General features: G+C 73.2%; 19 protein-coding genes. 10 read left to right on the forward strand and 9 right to left on the reverse strand.

Features of this window, described 5'->3' with window-relative positions; translation table 11 throughout:
• Nucleotides 1-3: 3 nt before the first annotated feature.
• Nucleotides 4-615 carry a TetR/AcrR family transcriptional regulator gene (locus ASG94_RS05800; RefSeq protein WP_235537143.1) on the reverse strand — a complete coding sequence of 204 codons (612 nt, stop codon included), beginning with the start codon at nt 613-615 and terminating at the stop codon, nt 4-6.
• A 50-nt stretch (nt 616-665) separates the two neighbouring features.
• On the opposite strand from ASG94_RS05800, the gene ASG94_RS05805 reads away from it, so the two are divergent.
• Genes ASG94_RS05805 through ASG94_RS05815 form a run of 3 tightly spaced genes read left to right on the forward strand, consistent with a single transcriptional unit; the run spans nt 666 to nt 3,611 of the window.
• Nucleotides 666-2,180, forward strand: coding sequence for a flavin-containing monooxygenase (locus tag ASG94_RS05805; RefSeq protein ID WP_056925393.1), 1,515 nt, complete (start codon nt 666-668; stop codon nt 2,178-2,180).
• Nucleotides 2,177-3,028, forward strand: coding sequence for an SDR family NAD(P)-dependent oxidoreductase (locus tag ASG94_RS05810; RefSeq protein WP_056925394.1), 852 nt, complete (start codon nt 2,177-2,179; stop codon nt 3,026-3,028). The genes ASG94_RS05805 and ASG94_RS05810 overlap by 4 nt, the downstream gene beginning before the upstream one ends.
• A 34-nt stretch (nt 3,029-3,062) precedes the next feature.
• Nucleotides 3,063-3,611: a DUF402 domain-containing protein gene (locus ASG94_RS05815; RefSeq protein WP_056925395.1), complete on the forward strand. Its 549-nt coding sequence runs from the start codon at nt 3,063-3,065 to the stop codon at nt 3,609-3,611.
• Here the strand turns inward: ASG94_RS05815 and ASG94_RS05820 are convergent.
• Nucleotides 3,604-5,118: a threonine/serine ThrE exporter family protein gene (locus ASG94_RS05820; protein ID WP_082624076.1), complete on the reverse strand. Its 1,515-nt coding sequence runs from the start codon at nt 5,116-5,118 to the stop codon at nt 3,604-3,606. The two genes, ASG94_RS05815 and ASG94_RS05820, sit on opposite strands and share 8 nt — an antisense overlap.
• 85 nt (nt 5,119-5,203) lie before the next feature.
• Here ASG94_RS05820 and ASG94_RS05825 point away from each other — a divergent pair, with 85 nt between their 5' ends.
• A complete protein-coding gene (locus tag ASG94_RS05825; RefSeq protein WP_056925396.1) occupies nt 5,204-6,337 on the forward strand; it encodes a glutamate--cysteine ligase in 1,134 nt (377 codons plus the stop codon).
• Between the two features lie 164 nt (nt 6,338-6,501).
• On the opposite strand, the gene ASG94_RS05830 is transcribed toward ASG94_RS05825, so the two are convergent.
• Nucleotides 6,502-7,611 (reverse strand): FUSC family protein, encoded by a 1,110-nt coding sequence (locus ASG94_RS05830; protein WP_056926316.1) that lies wholly within the window; start codon nt 7,609-7,611, stop codon nt 6,502-6,504.
• Nucleotides 7,612-7,777: 166 nt separating this feature from the next.
• Between ASG94_RS05830 and ASG94_RS05835 the strand changes: the two genes are divergently transcribed.
• Nucleotides 7,778-9,187 (forward strand): WS/DGAT/MGAT family O-acyltransferase, encoded by a 1,410-nt coding sequence (locus ASG94_RS05835; RefSeq protein ID WP_056925397.1) that lies wholly within the window; start codon nt 7,778-7,780, stop codon nt 9,185-9,187.
• Here the strand turns inward: ASG94_RS05835 and ASG94_RS05840 are convergent.
• Nucleotides 9,153-10,346: a site-specific DNA-methyltransferase gene (locus ASG94_RS05840; RefSeq protein ID WP_235537144.1), complete on the reverse strand. Its 1,194-nt coding sequence runs from the start codon at nt 10,344-10,346 to the stop codon at nt 9,153-9,155. The genes ASG94_RS05835 and ASG94_RS05840 overlap by 35 nt on opposite strands.
• Before the next feature lie 68 nt (nt 10,347-10,414).
• Between ASG94_RS05840 and ASG94_RS05845 the strand changes: the two genes are divergently transcribed.
• Complete coding sequence (locus tag ASG94_RS05845; RefSeq protein WP_056925398.1) at nt 10,415-11,980, forward strand: alpha/beta hydrolase family protein; 1,566 nt, start codon at nt 10,415-10,417, stop codon at nt 11,978-11,980.
• 19 nt (nt 11,981-11,999) lie between these two features.
• A complete protein-coding gene (locus tag ASG94_RS05850) occupies nt 12,000-13,397 on the forward strand; it encodes a phosphodiester glycosidase family protein (protein ID WP_056925399.1) in 1,398 nt (465 codons plus the stop codon).
• Nucleotides 13,398-13,524: 127 nt separating this feature from the next.
• On the opposite strand, the gene ASG94_RS05855 is transcribed toward ASG94_RS05850, so the two are convergent.
• Entirely contained in the window at nt 13,525-14,109 is a 585-nt protein-coding gene (locus ASG94_RS05855) for a hypothetical protein (RefSeq protein WP_056925400.1), read from the reverse strand.
• Between the two features lie 91 nt (nt 14,110-14,200).
• On the opposite strand from ASG94_RS05855, the gene ASG94_RS05860 reads away from it, so the two are divergent.
• Nucleotides 14,201-14,770 carry a mismatch-specific DNA-glycosylase gene (locus tag ASG94_RS05860; protein ID WP_056925401.1) on the forward strand — a complete coding sequence of 190 codons (570 nt, stop codon included), beginning with the start codon at nt 14,201-14,203 and terminating at the stop codon, nt 14,768-14,770.
• Between the two features lie 15 nt (nt 14,771-14,785).
• Here the strand turns inward: ASG94_RS05860 and ASG94_RS05865 are convergent, their stop codons facing one another.
• Nucleotides 14,786-15,280: a hypothetical protein gene (locus ASG94_RS05865; RefSeq protein ID WP_056925402.1), complete on the reverse strand. Its 495-nt coding sequence runs from the start codon at nt 15,278-15,280 to the stop codon at nt 14,786-14,788.
• A gap of 181 nt (nt 15,281-15,461) precedes the next feature.
• Here ASG94_RS05865 and ASG94_RS05870 point away from each other — a divergent pair, with 181 nt between their 5' ends.
• Both ASG94_RS05870 and ASG94_RS05875 read left to right on the forward strand, forming a co-directional pair.
• The gene (locus ASG94_RS05870; RefSeq protein WP_327152770.1) at nt 15,462-16,529 is read left to right on the forward strand and encodes a GTP pyrophosphokinase; all 1,068 of its coding nucleotides are present in this window, start codon (nt 15,462-15,464) and stop codon (nt 16,527-16,529) included.
• A gap of 24 nt (nt 16,530-16,553) precedes the next feature.
• On the forward strand, nt 16,554-17,642 hold the full coding sequence (locus ASG94_RS05875; protein WP_056925403.1) for a calcium:proton antiporter: 1,089 nt from the start codon (nt 16,554-16,556) through the stop codon (nt 17,640-17,642).
• A gap of 70 nt (nt 17,643-17,712) precedes the next feature.
• On the opposite strand, the gene ASG94_RS05880 is transcribed toward ASG94_RS05875, so the two are convergent.
• Genes ASG94_RS05880 through ASG94_RS05890 form a run of 3 tightly spaced genes read right to left on the reverse strand, consistent with a single transcriptional unit; the run spans nt 17,713 to nt 20,815 of the window.
• Nucleotides 17,713-18,711, reverse strand: coding sequence for a sugar phosphate isomerase/epimerase family protein (locus tag ASG94_RS05880; protein WP_056925404.1), 999 nt, complete (start codon nt 18,709-18,711; stop codon nt 17,713-17,715).
• Nucleotides 18,708-19,940: a Gfo/Idh/MocA family protein gene (locus ASG94_RS05885; protein ID WP_056925405.1), complete on the reverse strand. Its 1,233-nt coding sequence runs from the start codon at nt 19,938-19,940 to the stop codon at nt 18,708-18,710. The genes ASG94_RS05880 and ASG94_RS05885 overlap by 4 nt, the downstream gene beginning before the upstream one ends.
• Nucleotides 19,937-20,815, reverse strand: coding sequence for a sugar phosphate isomerase/epimerase family protein (locus ASG94_RS05890; RefSeq protein ID WP_056925406.1), 879 nt, complete (start codon nt 20,813-20,815; stop codon nt 19,937-19,939). The genes ASG94_RS05885 and ASG94_RS05890 overlap by 4 nt, the downstream gene beginning before the upstream one ends.
• Nucleotides 20,816-20,818 lie beyond the last annotated feature (3 nt).

The following is a 20,818-nucleotide window of genomic DNA, read 5'->3' on the forward strand; positions in this document are numbered from 1 at the left end:
GCGTCAGCCGGCGGCACCGTCCGCGATGACGCCGACCAGCGCCGGGAGCGCCGCGACCAGGGTGTCGACGAGCGCGTCGCGGCTCATCGCGGAGGGCTCCTGGGCCCAGGTGAGCACGGTCTCCTCGACCAGCGCGGACCAGCCGCGGACCACGAGCCGGGTGGCCGGGTCGTCGCTGAGGTGCTCGCCGAGCGAGTCCTCGCGGAAGATCCGGTCGGTGAGCGCCGCCCGCGCCTCCTCGTAGATCGCCCGCAGCTCCTCGCTGCCCCCCGCCGCGGCCCGGACCAGCGAGCGGTAGCCGGTCAGGTTGGCGAGCACGTAGTCGACGTACACCCCCACCGACGCGGCGAGCCGCTCGAGCGGCTCGCCCGAGGCGGGCGGGGCGGTCTGCTCGACGAGGTCCTCCACCGCGTGCCGGATGACGGCCTCGCGGAAGTCCTGCTTGCTGCCGAAGTAGTGGTACAGCAGCCCGCGCGAGACCCCGGCCTCCTCGGCCAGCACGTCGATCGAGATCTCCTCGACCGCCCGGGTCGCGAAGAGGCGGGTCCCGAGGTCGAGGAGCTGGCGGCGGCGCTGCTCCGGGGAGAGGCGGACGCGGGCTGTGGGCGTGCTCACCCGCCCCACCTTATTGACGGATATTCAACAACGCCAGTACGTTCGCAGCCATGGACGCCGAGCCCACCTCGCAGACCCTCCCGACCGCGGTCACCCACCTGGTCGTCGGCGCCGGCTTCGCCGGGCTCGGGGCTGCGATCAGGCTCGACGAGGCCGGGGAGAGCGACTTCCTGGTCATCGAGAAGGACGGGGACGTCGGCGGCACGTGGCGCGCCAACACCTACCCCGGCGCGGCGTGCGACGTCCCGAGCCAGCTCTACTCCTTCTCCTTCGCGCCCAACCCGGAGTGGACGAGGTCGTTCTCGCCGCAGCCGGAGATCCACGCCTACCTGCGCCGGGTCGCCCGCGAGTCCGGCGTGCTGGACCGCTTCGCCTTCGGCACGACGCTGGAGGAGGCGCGGTACGACGAGGTGGCCCGGCGCTGGGTGGTGCGCACCAGCCGCGGCGAGATCACCGCGACCACGCTGATCAGCGGCTCCGGCGGCCTCTCCGAGCCGAGGCTGCCGGAGATCGAGGGCATCGAGGACTTCCGCGGCGAGCTCTTCCACTCCGCCCGCTGGGACCACGACGTCGACCTCGCCGGCAATCGCGTCGCGGTCATCGGCACCGGGGCGTCGAGCATCCAGCTGGTCCCCGAGGTCGCGAAGGTGGCCGCGCACCTCGACGTCCACCAGCGCACCGCGCCGTACGTCATCCCGCGCAACGACCGGCGCTACACCCGCGTCGAGCGGCTGCTGTTCCGCCACGTGCCGGCGGTGCAGAAGGCCTACCGCACGGCGACCTACTGGGGCCGCGAGTCCTACGTCCCGGCCTTCGTCCGGCAGCCCCGCCTCGCCCTGCCCGCCAAGAAGGCGGCCCTGCTCAACATCGCCCGCGGCATCCCCGACCCCGAGCTGCGGGCGCGGGTCACGCCGGACTACGAGATCGGCTGCAAGCGAATCCTGATCAGCAACACCTACTACCCCGCCCTCGCCCGGGACCACGTCGACCTCGTCACCGACCCGATCGTCCGGATCACCGGCGACTCGATCGTCACCGCCGACGGCACCGAGCGGCCGGTCGACGTGATCATCGTGGCCACCGGCTTCCACACCACCGAGCAGCCCATCGCCGAGCGCATCCACGGCCGCGGCGGGCGCACCCTCGCCGAGGTGTGGGCCGACACCGGGATGGCGTCGTACAAGGGCACGACCACGCACGGCTTCCCCAACCTCTTCCAGCTCGTCGGCGCCAACACGGGCCTCGGCCACTCCTCGATGGTCTTCATCATCGAGAGCCAGATCGCCTACGTGCTCGACGCGATCGCCACCATGAGGATCCACCGGTACGCCGCGCTCGAGCCGCGGCGCGACGTCCAGGACGCGTGGAACCGCGACCTCCAGCGCCGCATGCGCCGGACCGTCTGGTCGACCGGCGGCTGTGCCAGCTGGTACCTCGACGCCCACGGGCGCAACACCACCCTGTGGCCGCGCGCCACCTTCACCTTCCGCTCCCTGCTCGCCCGCTTCGACGTCGAGGCGTACGACGTGGAGGCCCACCGCACCGACGAGAGGATCCCCGCATGAGGATCGGCATCAACCGCCCCGCCCGCACGCTCCGCGACAAGGTGGTCGCCATCACCGGCGCCGGCGGTGGCATGGGCCGCGAGATGGCCCTGCTGGCCGCCCGCCGCGGCGGACTGCTCGCGATCTCCGACTGGGACGCCGATGCCCTCGCCGGCACCGTCGACCTCGTCAAGACCCTCGGCGCCGAGGTGCGCAGCGACGTCCTCGACGTGTCCGACCGCGCCGCGATGGCGCAGTGGGCCGACGACGTCGTCGGGCAGCTGGGCCGCGTCGACGTGCTGGTCAACAACGCCGGGGTGTCGATGTCGGGCGACTTCGAGGACATGTCCTACGAGGAGTTCGACTGGATCCTCGGGGTCAACCTGCTCGGGGTGGTCAACGGGACCAAGGAGTTCCTCCCCCACCTGATCGCGTCGGGCGACGGCGTCCTGGTCAACATCTCGTCCCTCTTCGGCCTCATCTCGATGCCCGGCCAGAGCGCCTACAACGCCACCAAGTACGCCGTGCGCGGCTTCACCGAGGCCCTGCGCGAGGAGATGATCGTCAACGACCACCCGGTGAGCGTCACCTGCGTGCACCCCGGCGGGATCAGGACGGGCATCGCCCGCAACGGTCGGACCACCGCCGGCGAGGACCACGACCGGCTGGCCGCGCTGTTCGACACCAAGCTGGCCAAGATGCCGGCCGACAAGGCCGCCCGGATCATCCTCGACGGCGCGCTCGCCGGCCGGGCCCGGGTGCTCGTCGGGGCCGACGCGCACGTGATGCACCACTTCGCCAAGCTGACCGGCTCGCGCTACCAGGACGTGGTCGCACGGATCGCGCCGCGGGTCACCGGCGACCGGTAGGGACGTGTGGACGGAACCGTGTAGAAACAGGTCCATGACCCACGCGCCCGGGACCCGCGTCCGCTGCGAGATGACCAAGTGGGGCGGGACCCCGCACTGGGAGTATGACGCGGTCGTGCTCGGCGAGGACGAGCACGGGCTGTGGCTCGGCTTCGCCGCCGGCACGACCTACACCCGCCCGGGACACACCTTCGTCCTCGACATCGACCACGTGGGTCTCGTTCCCGCCGCGGATGCCTGGCACCTCGCCACCTTCTACGCGGTCGAGGGCACCCGCTGGCCGCTGCTCGAGGACTCCGCCGTGGAGGTCTACGTCGACATGACCACGCCGGCGGAGTGGGACGGGACGACGCTCCGCGCGGTCGACCTCGACCTCGACGTGGTCCGCGGCTTCAACGGCATGGTGATCGTCGACGACGAGGACGAGTTCGCCGAGCACCAGGTGGCCTACGGCTACCCCGACGAGGTCGTCGCCGGGGCGCGGGCGAGCTGCGAGGCGGTGCTGGCGGCCGTGCGCGGTGGCCACGCGCCGTACGACGGGGCGTCCCGGACCTGGCTCGAGGTGCTGAGCGCCCTCAGGTGATGCGGTCGGCGCGGGTCTCGCCCTTGGTACGGGCGCGGAACGGACCGACCAGGCGCGGCCCCGCCAGCCGGTCCTCGAGGCGCCGCGTCTCGCGCTTGAGCGGCTGGGCGAGGTACTCGCCGAGGATCACCCCCGAGGCCAGCGCCACGGCCACCGACGCGGCGGTCATCATCGCGACGATGCCGTACGACGTGCCGGAGCCGCCGGCGGCCAGCAGCGAGAGGCCGCGGTAGATCGACAGACCGGGCAGCAGCGGCACGATGGCCGACACCGCGACCACCAGGGGCGGCACCCGGAACCGGTCCGCGACGGCGTACGCCACCAGGCCGATGGTGAAGGCGCCGACCGCCGCCGCCCAGGTCTTGCCGAAGCCGGACTGGGCGACGACCGAGTAGAGCAGCGTGGCGAGGCCCGCGGTGCCGGCGATCGGCAGCAGCACCCGGGGCGGGGCGTACGACGCGAACGCGAACGCCGCGGCACAGACGGCGGCGCCGACGACACCGACCAGGACGTGGTTGCCCAGCGCCCGGCCGGGCACCAGCTGGCCGAGGTCGATCCCGACCACGGTCGCGAAGGAGAGGCCGCCGCTGACCCCCGCGATGATCCCCGCGGTGGCCAGCAGCGCCTCGATGACCCGCGCCCCGCTGGTGACGTAGAAGCCGGTCAGCGCGTCCTGGATGGCGCCCATGAAGCCGATCCCGGCGAGCAGCATGACGATGTTGGCGGTGACGACCAGGGACAGGTCGGTGACCACCGGGGTCGCCGCCAGGCCCGCGGCCCACAGCGTCGCGACCCCTCCCCCGGCGACCTGGAGGTAGAAGGTCGGCAGCCGGCGTCGCGACAGCACCAGCTGGAGGCGGTCGATGGACGCGGCGGACGCGGCGGCGATGAGCGCGACCAGCCAGTCGCCGCCGAGGAAGACCGCCACGCTGGCGCACATCGCGCTCCAGCCCAGGGTGACCGACCAGCGCGGCCACGGGTGGCCGGTCGACATGATCGTCGCCATCCGGGTGCGGGCGAGGTAGAGGTCGAGCTGCCCGGCCATGATCTCGTGGACGAGGTGGTCGACCTGGGTCAGGTCCTCGTAGTCGATGTCGCGGTGCTTGACGTTGCGCAGCATGATCACCGGCGGCTCGGCAGGGTCGCGGTGGTAGCTCATCGACAGCGACGTGAAGGTCACGTCGATCTCGGGGTGCCGCAGGCCCAGGTGGTGCGCGACCGACTGCATCGTGGCGGTCACGTCGGCGGCGCCGGCGCCCGAGGAGAGGAGCACCTCGCCGATCCGCAGGCACAGGTCGAGGCTGAGGTTGAGCTCCCGGGCCAGCTCCGCTGCCTCCTCGGCTGCCTCGGCCTCCTCGGCCGCGGCGGCCACCACGACGGCCTCGACGGCCGCCTCGGCCGCGGGCCCGGCCGCCGCCTCCGCAGCCTCGGCCGCCGCCGCCTCCACGGCTGCCTCCACCGCGGCCTCGACGGCCGGCTCGAGCTGGGTGCCGTCCTGGACGGTCATGCGCGTCTCCTCCTCCACGTCGTCATGGTGGCATCCGGCTCGTGCGGGTGAGGCCGGGGCCTGCCGTCGTCCCTAGCATGGTGTCGTGCGCCTCGACTTCCACGCCTCGGCCTCCCCCACGCTGGGCGTGGAGTGGGAGTTCGCGCTCGTCGACCAGACGACCCGGGACCTGTCCAACACCGCCGCCGACCTCTTCGCCGCGGCCAGTCCGCGGCTGGTCGACCCGACGCGGCTGCACAAGGAGCTGCTGCGCAACACCGTCGAGATCGTGACCGGCGTGTGCGGCAGCGTGGCCGAGGCGGTGGCCGACCTGCGCGAGACCCTCGCGGTGGTGATGCCGGCGGCCGACGAGCTCGGCGTGGACCTCTTCGGGGCCGGCGCGCACCCCTTCGCCGACTGGTCGCACCAGCAGCTCACCGAGGGCCACCGGTACGCCGAGCTCATCAACCGCACGCAGTGGTGGGGCCGCCAGATGCTCATCTGGGGCGTGCACGTGCACGTCGGGATGCCGGAGCGCGACCGGGTGATGCCGGTGCTGTCGGCCATGCTCAACACCTACCCGCACCTCCTCGCCCTCAGTGCCAGCTCGCCGGTGTGGGCCGGCCAGGACACCGGCTACGCCTCCAACCGGGCCCTGATGTTCCAGCAGCTGCCGACCGCCGGGCTGCCCTTCCAGTTCCGCGAGTGGTCCGAGTTCGAGGCGTGCATCGCGGACCAGACGACCACCGGCGTCATCGACTCGATGTCCGACGTGCGCTGGGACGTGCGCCCCGCCCCGCACCTGGGCACCATCGAGAACCGCGTCTGCGACGGCATGTCCGACATCGACGAGCTCGCCGCCCTCACCGCGCTGATGCACTGCCTGGTCGTCGACCTCGACACCCGCGCCGCAGCCGGGGAGGAGCTCCCCTCCATGCCGCCGTGGCACGTGCAGGAGAACAAGTGGCGCGCCGCCCGCTACGGCCTCGACGCGATCGTCATCCTCGACGCCGGCTCCCGCGAGCGCCTGGTCACCGACGACCTCCACGACCTGCTGGAGCAGCTCACCCCCGTGGCGCGGCGCCTCGACTGCGAGGAGGAGCTGCGCTCGGTCGCCGACATCGTGCGCCGCGGGGCGTCGTACCAGCGCCAGCGTGCCGTGGCCAAGGAGGTCGGTGGCGACCTGACCGCCGTCGTGGACTCCGTCGTCGCCGAGCTGCGCGACTCGCTCGCCCGCTGACCCCGCCCCGGTGCGTAGTTGGGACGATCTGGGGGGTCCTGGGGCCGTCCGAGCGACCAGATCGTCCCCCACTAGCCCCGCGCTTGGCGGGGTAGTCCCCGACGAACGGACCCCGATCCGGGCCGTTCGGGGGTCCGATCGTCACGGACTACCCCGGGAGGTCCTCAGCGCGGGGGCGGGAGCGCGTCGGTCGACTCCAGCTGCCCCATCCCGGTGAGCATCAGGAGGTCGGCGACCACGGCCCGCAGCTGGGCGAGCACGACCTCCACCGAGAGCGCGTCGCTGCGCTCGACCCCCGCGGTGGCCATCCCGACGGCGAGCAGCGCGGGTTGCGCGGCGATCGCCATCCGGTCGGCCCGGAGCTCGTCGGCCACGGCGTCGACCGCCGCCGCCAGCTCGCGGGTGACCATCGGGTACGACGAGGGGAACGGCCGCCGCCGGTACGCCGCGACCGCGACCTGGCGCACCAGCACCCGGGTGCTGCGCAGCGAGCGGTCCAGCGGGTCGACCAGCTCGACCATGCGTCTCAGCCCGCCCTTGTGCCGCACGCGGAACGGGCTGGAGGCCACCACGTCGAGCCCCTCGTCGGCCGCCGCGCGCAGCTCCTGGATGAGGTAGTCGGTGTCGCGGGCGTCCGCGAGCAGCTCGAGCGCGTGCTCCACCTCCCCGTCGACCATCACGTCGGCGGCGGCCCGCAGCAGCGCCGAGACCTTGCGCAGCACCTCCGAGGCCTGCTCGCGGGGGCGGCGCAACGGCGCCGCGGGCACCACCGTGGCGGCGACCAGGGCGACGCACCCGCCCACCAGCGCGTCGGTCCAGCGCGTGAACGCGGCGCCGGGGTCGGCGATGAGCGTGGTGATGACGATCGACTGCACGGCCGCCTGGGTGACCAGCAGCGGCCCGCCGTCGAGCAGGAAGGCCAGCGACATCGCGAGTGCCACCACGAGGGAGACCTGCCACCAGCCCGAGCCGAGCCAGTAGACCAGCAGGTCGCCCAGCATGACCCCGACCGCGACGCCCACGGTCACCTCCGCGACCCGGCGCAGGCGCTGCCCGTACGACGTCCCGAGGCTCACCACCGCCGCGATCGGGGCGAAGAACGGGGTCTCGTGCCCCAGCAGGTCGGAGGCGACGAGCCACGCGACACCGGCGGCGAGGGCGCACTGCGCGATGGCGAACGACTTCGAGCGCAACCGCGCGACCCGGACCCGCATCGACGTACGACCGCGACTCCACATCGCCTCGAGCGGTCCGTCGGCGGGTGCGGCCTGCATGGCGTCATCCTCGCACCGACCGAGCACCGCGCCCGGCGCGACGGGCCCGGGTGGACAGTCCTGCAGGACGTTCCCGGTGGACGCTCGTGAGGGACCCTGCTCGTGGACCCTGCTTGTGGACATCGTCGCAACAGGCGAGGATCGCCCAACCCCAGGAGGTCAACGCGTGGTCAACCCCATCGATCCGACATCTGCGGCGTTCCTCTACGCCGAGAGCCGCACCCAGCCGATGCACGTCGGCGGTCTCCAGCTCTTCGAGAAGCCGGAGGGGGCCGGACGCGACTACGCCCGGCAGATGTACGCCGCGATGAGCGCGCCCGAGGAGATCGCCCCGCTGTTCCTCAAGCGGCCGCACCGCTCGATCGGCACGGCCGGCCAGCTGGTGTGGGTCCCCGACGAGCACTTCGACATCGAGCACCACGTGCGGCACAGCGCCCTGCCCCGGCCGGGCCGGGTCCGCGAGCTCCTCGACCTCTGCTCGCGGCTGCACAGCCAGCGCCTCGCGTGGGAGCGACCGCTGTGGGAGGCCCACATCATCGAGGGCCTGCGCGACGGCCGGGTGGCGATGTACACCAAGACCCACCACGCGCTCGTCGACGGCGTCTCCGCCATGCGGCTGCTCGCCAGCGTGCTCACCACCGACCCGGAGCGACGCGACATGCCGGCGCCGTGGGCGGCCCGCCCGGCCAGCGCGAAGGCGCAGCGCACCCGCGAGGCGGCCGAGTCGTCGCTGGCCCAGGTGCCCATGAGCGCGCTGCGCTCGGCGTACGGACTCACCGCCGAGGCGGCCGGGCTGCCCTCGGCGCTGGTCAAGACGATCACCCGCGGGCTGCGCAACGAGACCTCGGCGGTCTCCCTCTACGCCCCGCGCACGATGTTCAACCAGTCGATCACCGGCTCGAGGCGATTCGCCGCCCAGGACTGGCCGATCGAGCGGATGCGCGCGATCGGGCAGGCCACCGGCTCCACGATCAACGACGTGGTGCTGGCCATGTGCAGCGGCGCGCTGCGTGCCTACCTGATCGACCACGACGCGCTGCCGGACACGGGTCTGGTCGCCATGGTGCCGGTCGGGCTCAACGCCAAGCAGGCGCAGGTCGCCTCGGCCGACGGCGGCAACGCGGTCGGCTCGGTGATGGTGCAGCTCGCCACCGACCTCGACGACCCGGCCGCCCGGCTCGTCGCCATCCACCGGTCGATGCGCGACGGCAAGCAGGCCCTGTCGTCGATGACCCCGACCCAGATCCTGGCCATGAGCGCGATCGGGATGGCGCCCTCGATCCTCACCCCGATGCTGCGCATGCAGGGCCTCGTGCGACCGCCGTTCAACGTCATCATCAGCAACGTGCCGGGGCCGCGCTCCACGCAGTACCTCAACGGCGCGAAGCTGGTCGGGACCTACCCGCTCTCGATCCCCATCAACGGGATGGCGCTCAACATCACCTGCACGTCGTACGACGGGAAGATGGGCTTCGGGCTCACCGGCTGCCGACGCACGGTCCCGCACCTGCAGCGGCTGCTCGGGCACCTCGACAACGAGCTCACGGCGCTGGAGCGTGCGGCGGGAGCTCGCTGAAGCCACCACCGATCCGGGCGTCGACGGCCGCCAGCCGGGCCTGGGTGATGGCCGCGACCGTGGGCAGTCCGGCCAGCTGCGCGTTGGAGCCGGGACGGGTCGGCTCGGGCGAGTTGATGCTCAGGCAGTGCCGCGTCCCGCCGTCCTCGGCGTTGGCCAGCGCGACGGCGTGCCCGGTGGTGCCGCTGCCGGCGAAGGGGTCGAGCACGCTGGCGTCCGACGGCATGGTGCCGAGGATCCGGCGCACCAGCCCGGTCGGCTTGGGCGACTCGAAGACGTGGCCCACGAGGTCCTTGAGCTCGGCCACGGCGGTGTCGGTCGAGCCGATCTCCTCGCTGAGCCAGATCGTGCGCAGCTTCTTGCGCCGCCCGCCGTCGCGGTGCAGCCAGTCGCGCTGGAAGACGTCGGCGCGCTCGCCGAGCTTGCCCTGGATCGTGCGGCAGACCAGGTCGTCGGGACGCTCGTCGACCAGCGGGGCCGACCAGCGCCACACCGCGGGACGTCCGTCGCCGAAGACCGGCAGCAGCTCGACCGAGCCCTCGAAGGCGGTGGTGGCGACGCGCCCGCTGGCCGGGTCGCCGTACAGCGGGAAGTGCAGGGTGCGCGCGGTGACGGGGTTGAACTTCTTGTTGGTGTTGCGCAGCGGGAGGTGTCGGAAGCGCCGTCCGTCGGGAGCGGTGAGCGGGAAGTCGGCCTCGTCGACGTGCTCGGCGCTGCTCGCGTCGACCACGCAGGCACCGGGGTCGCGGGCGTAGACCAGGACGTACTCGTGGCTGGTGGCGAAGCCCCGGCCGAGCTGGCGGCCCTTGGGGTTGAGGTTGACCACGACCTGGGCGAGGAAGCAGGCCTCGCCGAAGACCTCGTCGAGCATCAGCCGCAGGCGCGCGGCCTCGTTGTCGTCGATGCTGACGAAGAGCGCGCCCCGCTCCGAGAGCACCTCACGGATCGCCTCCAGCCGGGGCCGCATCATCGCCGCCCACGCCTCGTGCCGCCCGGCCCGCGCCCCGTCGGGGGCGCGGAAGCGGTCGGCGTAGGCGAAGTCGTTGCCGGTGTTGTACGGCGGGTCGGTGTAGACGAGGTCGACGCTGCCCGGCGCCAGCGAGCGCAGCACGTCGAGGTTGTCCCCCTCGACGAAGGTGTTGCACGGGCGCACGGTCACGACGGCACCCTATGAGTCGCGGGCGCCCCGGTGCGTGACCTCGCGCCGGCCGGGCAGTTGTCCCATCCATGAGGAAACTCGCCCTGGCCACCCCGTTGCTCGCGCTGGTCGCCCCGCTGCTCGCGCTGGCACCGGCCACCACCACCTCGTCGTACGCCGCCCCGGTGGCCCCCGCCCCGTCGGGCGTGAAGGTCGTCGAGGACTGCGTGCGCTCGGTCCCGGACCCGGGCTCGAGCACCCCGATCGAGATCTGCTACTCCCTCTTCAAGCCCGCCGGCGCGTCCCGCCGCCACCCGGTCCCGATGATCTGGCACAGCCACGGCTGGGGCGGCTCGCGGACGACGGACCCCGCGGCCTTCGCCACCTTCCTCGACAGCCGGTACGGCGTCCTGTCCTTCGACCAGCGCGGCTTCGGCGAGTCCGGCGGTCACGCGTACGTCGAGAACCCGGCCGTCGAGGGCAAGGACGTGGCGCGACTGATCCGGGTGATGGCCCGGCTGCCGTGGGTCCGCCAGGACGGGCCGGGCGACCCCCGGCTCGGCGCGATCGGCGGGTCCTACGGCGGTGGCTACCAGTTCCTCGCCGCCTTCACGAGCCTCGAGCGCCGCGGCACGCCGGTCCTCGACGCGATGGCCCCCGAGATCACCTGGAACGACCTCAACGAGAGCCTGGCCCCCGAGGGCGTGGTCCGCACCGCGTGGGCGGCGGCCCTGTCGGCCGCCTCGCTGCCCACCGACGCGCTGCCGCCGCGCGTCTACAAGGCCCTGGTCGAGGGGGCCGCCACCGGCACCTGGCCGGACGGCTCGGTCCCGGGGACGGAGGACATGCCCACGTTCTTCGCCCAGAACGGGCCGGCCTTCCACGTCGCCCAGGGCCGTCGGCTCCCGATCCCGGTGCTCTTCGGGCAGGGCACGACCGACAGCCTCTTCCCGCTCCAGCAGGGGCTGGCCAACTGGCGCTCGGCGATCACCCGCACGGCGCGCCGGCACAGCATCTTCGTCGCCTACAACGGCGGGCACGTCCTGCCCGGCGTCCTCCCGCGCGGCATCGACGTGACCTCGGACCCCTGCTCGCAGCAGCTGGCGGGCGGCGACTTCGAGGCGTTGAGCAAGCGGTTCTTCGACGAGCAGCTCAAGGGGCGTCGTACCGGCCTGCGCGGCTACGGCCGGCTGCACCTGGCCACCCCGTCCTCGACGTGCACGACGGTCCGCTCCCCCGCCCCGACGGCGGTCCGGTCCGTCGGCACCGTGACCAGCCCGACCGCGGCCGGGGTGCCGCTGGCCTACGAGATCGCCCCGGGGCCGCTGCGCCTCGCCGGCACCCCCCACCTCACCGGAACCATGACCGCGCTCGGCGTCCGCAGCCGCGCCTTCTACGGTCTCGCGGTCGGCACCAGCCCGGTGGACGCGACCCTGGTCCAGAACAACGTCCTGCCCGTCGACGAGGAGGCTCCCGTGGTCGGCCGGCCGCGCCGGATCGACCTGCCCTCCGTGGCCGTCGACGTCCCGGCCGGGCAGAAGCTCTACCTGCTCGTCTCGGCGCTCAGCGACACGTTCGTGGGCATGGGCAGTCGGGCGCCGGGCGTGATCACGCTCGAAGAAACTCAGGCCCACCTGCCCCTCCAGTCACCCTGATCCCTTTACTGTGGAGCGCGTGCCTGCCTCGAACCGACTGACCGCGGCCTTCTCGGCCGGTGCCCTCGCCTCTGCCCTGGTCGCGGGGGCCCTCGTCGCGGGCGCCACGTCGAGCAGCGCCGACACCGGTGGGACCTCGTCCCGAGCGGGTGACGCCTCGAGGGGTGACCGTGCGGGCCTGACGCCTGCCCAGCGTCGCGCCCTGAGGGAGCCCGGCACGGTGCTCGGGACGCCCGGCCAGACCTCCGACGGCGTGCGCGGGGAGATCGCGAAGCCGTGGCCGGCGGGCCGGCGGGCCAAGGCCCGGGTGACCAGCGACGTCACCTACGACATCGCCCCGGGCGTGCAGATCCGCGAGTGGGACCAGGTCGACGCACGCGGCCCGATCCGCGCCAACCTGATCACCGTCGACCTCAACGCCCCCAACATCAGCCTGGACCACATCGGCAGCAAGTACGCCGTGCGCCGCAAGACCGTGAGCCAGTTCGGGGCCATGGAGGGCGCCCTCGGCGCCGTCAACGGCGACTTCTTCGACATCTCCGACACCGGCGCGGCCCTCGGCCCCGCGGTCGACCGCGAGCGCGGACTCCTCCACGGCCCGGCGACCGGCTGGATCCCGGAGAACGCGACCTTCTACCTCGACGCCACCGGCTACCACGTCGGCCCGATGGTGACGCGCACCAAGCTGCGCCAGCGCCCGCGGTGGCCCGTCTCCGGCATCAACGCCGCGACCGTCGCCGACAACACGATCGGCCTCTACACCTCCGACTGGGGTTGGACCAAGGGCTACTCGGTCACCGACGGCGCCAAGGACGTCCGCGAGGTCGTCGTGGTCGACGGCCGGATCAGGTCCAACAAGTCGGTGCTCTCCAAGGGCCACAAGGTCAAGGGCCAGGTCCTCGTCGGCCGCGGGTCGGCCGCCAAGCTGCTCAAGCAGCTCGAGGTCGGGCGCAAGCTGACGTTCAAGTACAAGGTCAAGCCGAGCGCCACCATGGCCGTCTCCGGCGACCGGTCGATCCTGCTCGACGGCGTGCGGACGGTGGTCAACGACCGGCTGCTGCACCCGCGCACCGCGATCGGCATCGACGCCGACGGCGCCAAGCTGCTCATCCTCGTGATCGACGGCCGCTCGGCGTACAGCCGTGGCTACACGATGGTCGAGCTGGCCAACATGATGCTGTCCCTCGGCGCGGAGAACGCGCTCAACTTCGACGGCGGCGGCTCCTCCACCATGTACTCGCGCACGATCACCGGCGCGATGGGCCTCATCAACGAGCCCTCCGACGGCCACGAGCGCAAGGTGGCCAACGCGCTCGGGATCTTCTACAACGGCGTGCTGCCGCCGGTCACCACGCCGGTGCCCCCGGCCCCCACACCGACCCCGGCTCCGACCACTCCCCCGCCGACCACCCCCTGACGGACGTCCGGGGCGGGAAGCGCCCGGTCGGCGCGCCCCAGGTGTCAGGAAGCGCCCGGTCGGCAGGTCTGAGGCGTCAGGAACTGCCCGGTCGGCAGGTCTGAGGTGTCAGGAAGTGCCCGGTCGGTCAGGGGGCGTCGACGAGGAACAGCGCGACCGAGGTGACGGCCACGAGGCACTGCACCCCGGACTTGGGGACGATGCCCTTCACCTCGTAGCCCTCGAAGGTCTGGGTGAGCTCGATCCCGGTCGGCTCGTCGCACCCGATCGCGACCACCGCGCCCATCAGCGTCTGGCCGTCCGGCACCTCGGTCTCCCGCACGGCCGCCTGCACCTGCGGGGCGAGATCGGCACCGAAGGGGGCGACGAACTCGCGCACGGCGGCGGCGTCGACGAGCGGCACCGGACGCGGGGTCACGTCTCCGTCGGCGTTGGAGGCGCTGACGATGCGCGTCTCGGTGGTCGTGGGCGTCTCGCCTGCCACCAGGACGGCCCCGCCGCCGCTCGAGGTGTCGCCCTCGGTGGACGTGCCGCCGCCCGCGCTCGAGGAGTCGCCCGCCCCGGGCGTGGACTCCTCGCCCGCGCCGGAGCTGCTCGTGGTGTCGCTCGCGCTGTCGGCGGAGTCGCTCCCGTCGGACTGGCCGCAGCCCGCGAGGACAGCGGCACAGAGTGCTCCGGCAAGGGCGAGGCGGACCGTTGCGCTGCTCAGCATGTGCGTCATGGTGACTGGGACGATAGCGAGGCCGCGGCCGTTCCCGACACGGCGTGACCGAGGGCGACCGAGGGCAACCTAGGGTCTGCGCATGCCTCGCTTCACCCGCGCCGAGCTCGAGTCGTTCCGAGACGCGGAGGTCCCCGACCTGCTCGGCCCGGGCCTGCGGCTGCTCTTCGTCGGCATCAACCCGGGGCTGTGGACCGCGGCCACGAGCACGCACTTCGCCCACCCGGCCAACCGCTTCTACCCGGCCCTGCTCGAGGCAGGGATCCTCGAGCACCGCATCGACCCGGCCGCCGGCATGACCGACACGGACCGCGACCACCTCCGGGAGCGGGGCATCGGCATCACCAACCTGGTCCGCCGGGCCACCGCCCGGGCCGATGAGCTCTCGCGCGACGAGCTGCGAGACGGGGCCGTGGCCCTCACCACGCTCGTCGAGGAACGCGCGCCGCGGGTCGTCGCCGTCGCCGGGATCACCGCCTACCGCCAGGCCTTCGGCCTGCCCCGTGCCGCCGTCGGGGAGCAGCCCGCACGGCTCGGCCCTGCCCGGCTGTGGGTCGTGCCGAATCCCAGCGGTCTCAACGCGCACCACACCGTGGCCACGCTGGCGCAGGCCTACGCCGAGCCCGCGCGAGCCGCGGGGGTCCTCGGCTGAGCCACGACCCGGGACTCACCCGGACCACGACTCCTCCTCGCAGCCGCCGCCGGGACGACCGGCGCCGGGCCCCGGCCGCGCGTCGATCTCGCCCTCGAAGACCTCGGGCCCCTCGACGATGAGCACCGCGCGGGCCCGCCCGTGCCCCGGGACCTCGACCGTGCCGCTGACCACGTGGGACCGCTCGAGGAACTCCGCGAGCAGGAACCTCAGCCAGCCGCCGGCCGCCACCACCCCCGTCCTCCCGGCGAGGTGCAGGCAGCAGCCGTCGGCGCACGGCACCCACGGGCACGGACCCGGCGGCTGACCCGGCCAGATCCGGGCCGTGCGGCTCGGCAGCGCGAGCCCCTCGCCGGCGTGGTCGTGGACCGGGTGCCGGCCGAAGCCGGCCAGGAAGACGACGTCGTCCGGCGGCAGTGGGGGCGTCACGCGCAGCCGCGCACGACCCGCGCCGTCGTGGTGGATGCCGTCGGAGGTGGCGGAGGTGGTGCCGGAGGTGTCGGTGGCCATGTCGGGACCATCCCGACGGGCACCGACATCCACGCCCCCGCGGCGTACGCCTGTGGAGGGCGACGCCCGCCGCGCGACCTGTGGACGCGTGCTGGCCCCGGTCCGGCCGGATCGCGACGGCGCGACAGCCAGCCTGTGGGTCCTGCGTGCGCGCTCGGGCGGGACAGGGCAGGCTGGGCGCGTGCCCCCGTCCGAGAACCCCACCGCCGACGCTGCCGTCACCGAGTCCGACGGCCCCGACGGCCCGCACCTCCTCGACGACCAGCCGGTGCGCGAGGCCGTGCGGGAGTACGCCGCCCTCCAGCCGACGCTGGTGCCGGTCACGGCACGCTTCGTGGAGCTGATCCGGACCCTGCTCGACGACGCGGGCATCAACTACCTCAGCGTCGACGGCCGCACCAAGAGCGTCGCGTCCTTCGCGGCCAAGGCCGCCCGCACCGTCGACGGACGCCTCCTCTACCCCGACCCGCAGCACCAGATCACCGACCAGGTCGGGGTCCGGGTGATCACCTACGTGCACGCCGACGTGGCCGCGGTCGCCAGCCTCCTCGACGACGAGATGCAGATGCTCGACGACCGCGACCTCGGCCAGGAGACCGCCCGCGAGGGTCGCTTCGGCTACGCCAGCCGGCACCTCCTGGTGACGCCCGACGACCCCGCGCCCGCGTCGTACGACGACCTGGCCCGGCACCGCGCGAGCGTCCAGGTACGCACCGTGCTGCAGCACGCGTGGGCCGAGTTCGAGCACGACATCCGCTACAAGGGCACCGTCCCGGCCGAGCACGCTCCCGACCTGGACCGCCGCTTCACCCTCGCGGCCGGACTGCTCGAGCTGGCCGACCACGAGTTCTCCGCGATCCGCGAGCGCCTCCAGGCCGCCGCCCCCCACCTGCCCCACGAGGAGGACCCCAGCGACCCGCGCATCAGCGGGCAGGAGCTGGCCACCTTCCTCGCCGGTCAGTACGCCGACGCGGGGTGGTCGCACACCGACCACTACGGGTGGATCGCCGGGCTGCTCCTCGAGCTGGGCGTCACCTCCCTCGACGAGCTGGGCGGGCTGCTCACCTCGGTCGACCCGGACGCGATCATCCGGCGGATGGGCTACCGCTACCCGGCGGGCGCCGTACGCCGTCTCGACGACGCGCTGCTCGCGATCTTCGGACGGCAGTACGTCGAGCTCACCGGCAACGCCCACCGGGTTCCGCTGCTGACCGCGCGGCTCGAGAAGCTGAGCACGCCCGGCGGCTGACCGGTCACCAAATAGGGTGAGGGCATGCGAGTGCCGAGCTGGACGACGTACACCCCGATCCTGGCGGCGGTCATGCTGGTGCTCACCTGGGGGCGCTACCCACCGGCGGTCGTCCTGGTCCTCGTGGCCGTCCTCCTCATGGGCGCGGTCGTCAGCGCCGTGCACCACGCGGAGGTGGTGGCCCACAAGGTCGGGGAGCCGTTCGGGTCCCTGCTGCTCGCGGTCGCCGTGACCATCATCGAGGTGGGCCTCATCGTCACCTTGATGGTGACCAGCAAGGGCGATACCTCGGGGCTCGCGCGCGACACCGTCTTCGCCGCGGTGATGATCACCGTCAACGGCATCATGGGCCTGTCGCTGCTGGTGAGCGCGAGGAGGCACCGGCTGGCCGTCTTCAACCCGGAGGGCACCGCCTCGGCGCTGACCACCGTGGTCATCCTGGCCACCATCTGCCTGGTGCTGCCGGCGTTCACCACCTCCGAGAGCGGGCCGGAGTACTCCGGCACCCAGCTGGCGTTCGTGGCGGTCGCCTCCCTCGTGCTCTACGGCATGTTCGTGGTGACCCAGACCGGGCAGTACCGCGACTTCTTCCTGCCGGTCGGTCGCGACGGCGTCACCCTCGACCAGGACGGCGACGGGCACGCCGACCCGCCGACCCGGCGCGCCACCCTCACCAGCCTGGGCCTGCTCGTCGTGTCGCTCGTCTCGGTGGTCGGCCTGGCCAAGGTCGAGTCGCCGTCGATCGAGAAGGCCGTCGACGCGGTGGGCTTCCCCAACGCCGTGGTGGGCGTGGTCATCGCGCTGCTGGTGCTGGCGCCGGAGTCCATCGCCGCCGTGCGCGCCGCCGCCCGCGAGCGGGTCCAGGTCAGCCTCAACCTGGCGCTCGGCTCCGCGATGGCGTCGATCGGCCTCACCATCCCGGCCATCGCGATCGCGTCCATCTGGCTGGACGGCCCGCTGGCGCTCGGCCTCGACAGCGTGCAGATCGTGCTGCTCTTCATGACGGTGATCGTCAGCGTCCTCACGGTCCTGCCGGGTCGCTCGAAGCCGCTGCAGGGTGGGGTCCACCTGGTCGTGCTGGCGGCGTTCGTGTTCCTGACGATCGCCCCTTGACCGCGGCCGGGGAACCAGGTCGGCGTACGCCGGGCGCGCGCGGCCGGTCTCGTTCCCCAGCAGCGGCGGGCTACTGCGAGAACGCGGCGTCGAACGACGCGCTGGGCGGCTCGAAGTCGAAGCCGCGGAGGAACTCCAGCGCCTCGGGGGCGCCGCGGAGGCGGTCCATCCCGGCGTCCTCCCACTCCACCGAGATCGGTCCGTCGTAGCCGATCGCCCGCAGCGCGCGGAAGCAGTCCTCCCAGGGCACGTCGCCGCGCCCGGCGGAGACGAAGTCCCAGCCGCGGTGCTGGTCGCCCCACGGCAGGTGCGACGAGAGCACGCCGTTGCGCCCGCCGCCGAGCCGCATCCGGGTGTCCTTGCAGTCCACGTGGTAGATCCGGTCGGCGAAGTCGGTGATGAAGGCGACCGGGTCGAGGTCCTGCCACATCATGTGGCTGGGGTCCCAGTTGAGCCCGAAGGCCTCCCGGTGGCCGATGGCCTCGAGTGTGCGCACCGTGGACCAGTAGTCGTAGGCGATCTCGGAGGGGTGCACCTCGTGGGCGAACCGCACGCCGCACTCGTCGAAGACGTCGAGGATCGGGTTCCAGCGGTCGGCGAAGTCCTGGTAGCCGGCCTCGATCCGGGAGCCGGGCACGGGCGGGAACATCGCGACGTACTGCCAGATGGCGGAGCCGGTGAAGCCGACGACCGTCTTCACGCCGAGCCGCTGCGCCAGCCGGGCGGTGTGCTGCATCTCCTCGGCCGCCCGGGCGCGCACGCCCTCGGGCGAGCCGTCGCCCCACACCCGCGGTCCGACGATCGCCTCGTGCCGGAAGTCGATCGGGTCGTCGCAGACGGCCTGGCCGGTGAGGTGGTTGGAGATGGCCCACAGCCCCAGACCGTGCCGCTCGAGGATCTCGAGCCGGCCGGCGACGTAGTCCTCGTCGTCCCAGCGCCACGCGTCGAGGTGCTCGCCGGAGACGGCGACCTCGAGCCCGTCGTAGCCCCAGCCTGCCGCCAGCGCGGCGACCTCCTCGAGCGTCAGGTCGGCCCACTGGCCGGTGAAGAGGGTGTACGGACGGGTCATGGGCGCGGCTCCAGGCTGACGGCCGGTGCCGCGGCAGGCACCGGGACGGGAGGCGTCGAGGCCTTGGGGCCCGCCTCGACGGTGACGCAGGTGCCCGACTGTGCCGCACTGGCCTCGATGGCCGCCAGCACCCGCTGGACGGCCGCGCCGTCGGCGAAGGACGGCGACGGCGCCCGCCCCTCACCGATGCAGGAGAGCAGGTCGGCGGCCTGGTTGACGAAGGTGTCGTCCCACCCGAGCACGTGTCCCGGCGGCCACCAGGCGTCGAGGTAGGGATGGTCGGACTCGGTGACCAGGATGCGGGTGCCACCGGCGCCGGTGTCGACCACCAGCTCGTTGAGGGCCTCGAGCTGGAAGCTCAGCGAGCCCTGCGAGCCGAAGACCTCGAGGGCCAGGCCGTTCTTGCGCCCGTGTGCCATCCGGCTCACCTCGAGGCTCGCCACCGCCCCGCGCGAGGTGCCGAGCGTGGCCCAGGCCGCGTCGTCGACGGTGACGTCCTCGGGGCCCGAGGCGCCGGGACGGGTCGGGACGAACGTGCGCAGGTGTCCGCTCGCCCAGGTGATCGTGTCGTCGAGGAGGAACTGCAGCTGGTCGACCACGTGCGAGCCCAGGTCGCCGAGGGCGCCGGAGCCGGCCTCCTCCTTGCGCAGCCGCCAGGCCATCGGGGCGCTCGCGTCGACGAGCCAGTCCTGGAGGTACGCCGCGCGCACCTCGCGGACCTCGCCGAGTCGGCCGGCCGCGATGAGCTCGCGGGCCAGGGCCAGCGCCGGCACCCGGCGGTAGTTGAAGCCCACCATCGACTGCACGCCCCGGGCCGAGGCGGCACGGGCGGCGGCGACGAGCGCCTCGGCCTCGGCGACCGTGTTGGCCAGCGGCTTCTCGAGCAGGACGTGCTTGCCGGCGGCCAGCGCGGCCTCGGCGATCTCGGCGTGCAGGTGGCCCGGGGTGCAGATGTCGACGACCTGGACGTCGTCGCGCTCGAGGACCGCGCGCCAGTCGGTGGCGGACTCCTGCCACCCGTAGCGGTCCGCGGCCTCGCGGACCCCGTCCGGGTCGCGGCCGACGAGCACGCGCTGCACGGCACGGGGCACGTCGGGGTAGAACGCCGCGACGTTGCGCCAGGCGTTGGAGTGGGCCTTGCCCATGAAGGAGTAGCCGATGACGGCGACCCCCACGGTCGGGCGGGCGGGACCGTCAGCGTGCACGGGATCCGTCGCGGACTCGGTCATGGGGCTCCTCCGGGGTGTGCGGCCGTCGCGACGAGTGACTGGAGGAACTCGAGTCCGTCGCGGGCCAGGTCGTCCTGGGTGGCCGCCAGCGGGCGCCAGATCGACGCGGCCGTCGCGATCGAGGCGTTGTCGGCGGTGAAGCTCTCGATGTTGAGCGGGCCGGCGTAGCCCACGTCGTCCAGCGCGGCCACCAGGGCCGGCCAGTCGGTCTGGTCGCCGCCCGGGGCGCCGCGGTCGCTGCCGCAGACCTGCAGGTGGGCCAGGTGCGCACCGGCGGCGCGGAGCGCGTCGGCGCTGGAGCGCTCCTCGATGTTGAGGTGGTAGGTGTCCAGGGCCAGCCCCAGGGCGGGGCCCAGGAGCGTCCCGAGTCCGGTCAGCGCCTGGTCGACGGTGTTGACCAGCGACGTCTCGTAGCGGTTGAGCGGCTCGATGCCGATCACGATCCCGCGCTCGCCAGCGTGATCGACGACCGGCGCGAGACCGGCACGCCACTCGGCGTACGCCTGCGCACGTTCGTCGGCGTCGAGGCGCCAGACCCGTCCGGTGCTGGCGTAGAAGGGGCCACAGACGGCGGGGGCGCCGATGCCGGCGGCCAGGTCGACGCAGGCCCGGAGGTAGTCCTGGGTGGCGGCGACGGTCGCCGGGTCCGTGCCGACGAGGTCGCGACCGGGGGCCATCGCCCCCACGACGTACGGCGCGAGGCCGGTCCGCTCGAGGGCGGCCCCCACGGCGTCGACCGAGAGGTCGCCCACGCTCTCCAGCGGGAGCTCGACGGCGTCGAAGCCGAGGTCGGCGACGTGGTCGAGCAGCGGGTCGAGCGTGGCATCGGTCAGGGGTGAGGCCCAGACCCAGGTGTTGATGCCGATGGGGCGCACGAG

The sequence above is a fragment of the Nocardioides sp. Soil805 genome, from assembly GCF_001429625.1.
In the GTDB taxonomy this organism is placed as follows: Bacteria; Actinomycetota; Actinomycetes; order Propionibacteriales; family Nocardioidaceae; genus Nocardioides.

What these genes read in the sequence shown, in the direction of transcription:
- ASG94_RS05865 (WP_056925402.1), bottom strand. Translation starts at nt 15,280, where the DNA reads ATGGCCACCGACACCTCCGGCACCACCTCCGCCACCTCCGACGGCATC.
- ASG94_RS05810 (WP_056925394.1), top strand. Translation starts at nt 2,177, where the DNA reads ATGAGGATCGGCATCAACCGCCCCGCCCGCACGCTCCGCGACAAGGTG.
- ASG94_RS05875 (WP_056925403.1), top strand. Translation starts at nt 16,554, where the DNA reads ATGCGAGTGCCGAGCTGGACGACGTACACCCCGATCCTGGCGGCGGTC.
- ASG94_RS05830 (WP_056926316.1), bottom strand. Translation starts at nt 7,611, where the DNA reads ATGCAGGCCGCACCCGCCGACGGACCGCTCGAGGCGATGTGGAGTCGC.
- ASG94_RS05860 (WP_056925401.1), top strand. Translation starts at nt 14,201, where the DNA reads ATGCCTCGCTTCACCCGCGCCGAGCTCGAGTCGTTCCGAGACGCGGAG.
- ASG94_RS05805 (WP_056925393.1), top strand. Translation starts at nt 666, where the DNA reads ATGGACGCCGAGCCCACCTCGCAGACCCTCCCGACCGCGGTCACCCAC.
- ASG94_RS05820 (WP_082624076.1), bottom strand. Translation starts at nt 5,118, where the DNA reads ATGACCGTCCAGGACGGCACCCAGCTCGAGCCGGCCGTCGAGGCCGCG.
- ASG94_RS05815 (WP_056925395.1), top strand. Translation starts at nt 3,063, where the DNA reads ATGACCCACGCGCCCGGGACCCGCGTCCGCTGCGAGATGACCAAGTGG.
- ASG94_RS05880 (WP_056925404.1), bottom strand. Translation starts at nt 18,711, where the DNA reads ATGACCCGTCCGTACACCCTCTTCACCGGCCAGTGGGCCGACCTGACG.
- ASG94_RS05885 (WP_056925405.1), bottom strand. Translation starts at nt 19,940, where the DNA reads ATGACCGAGTCCGCGACGGATCCCGTGCACGCTGACGGTCCCGCCCGC.
- ASG94_RS05845 (WP_056925398.1), top strand. Translation starts at nt 10,415, where the DNA reads ATGAGGAAACTCGCCCTGGCCACCCCGTTGCTCGCGCTGGTCGCCCCG.
- ASG94_RS05855 (WP_056925400.1), bottom strand. Translation starts at nt 14,109, where the DNA reads ATGCTGAGCAGCGCAACGGTCCGCCTCGCCCTTGCCGGAGCACTCTGT.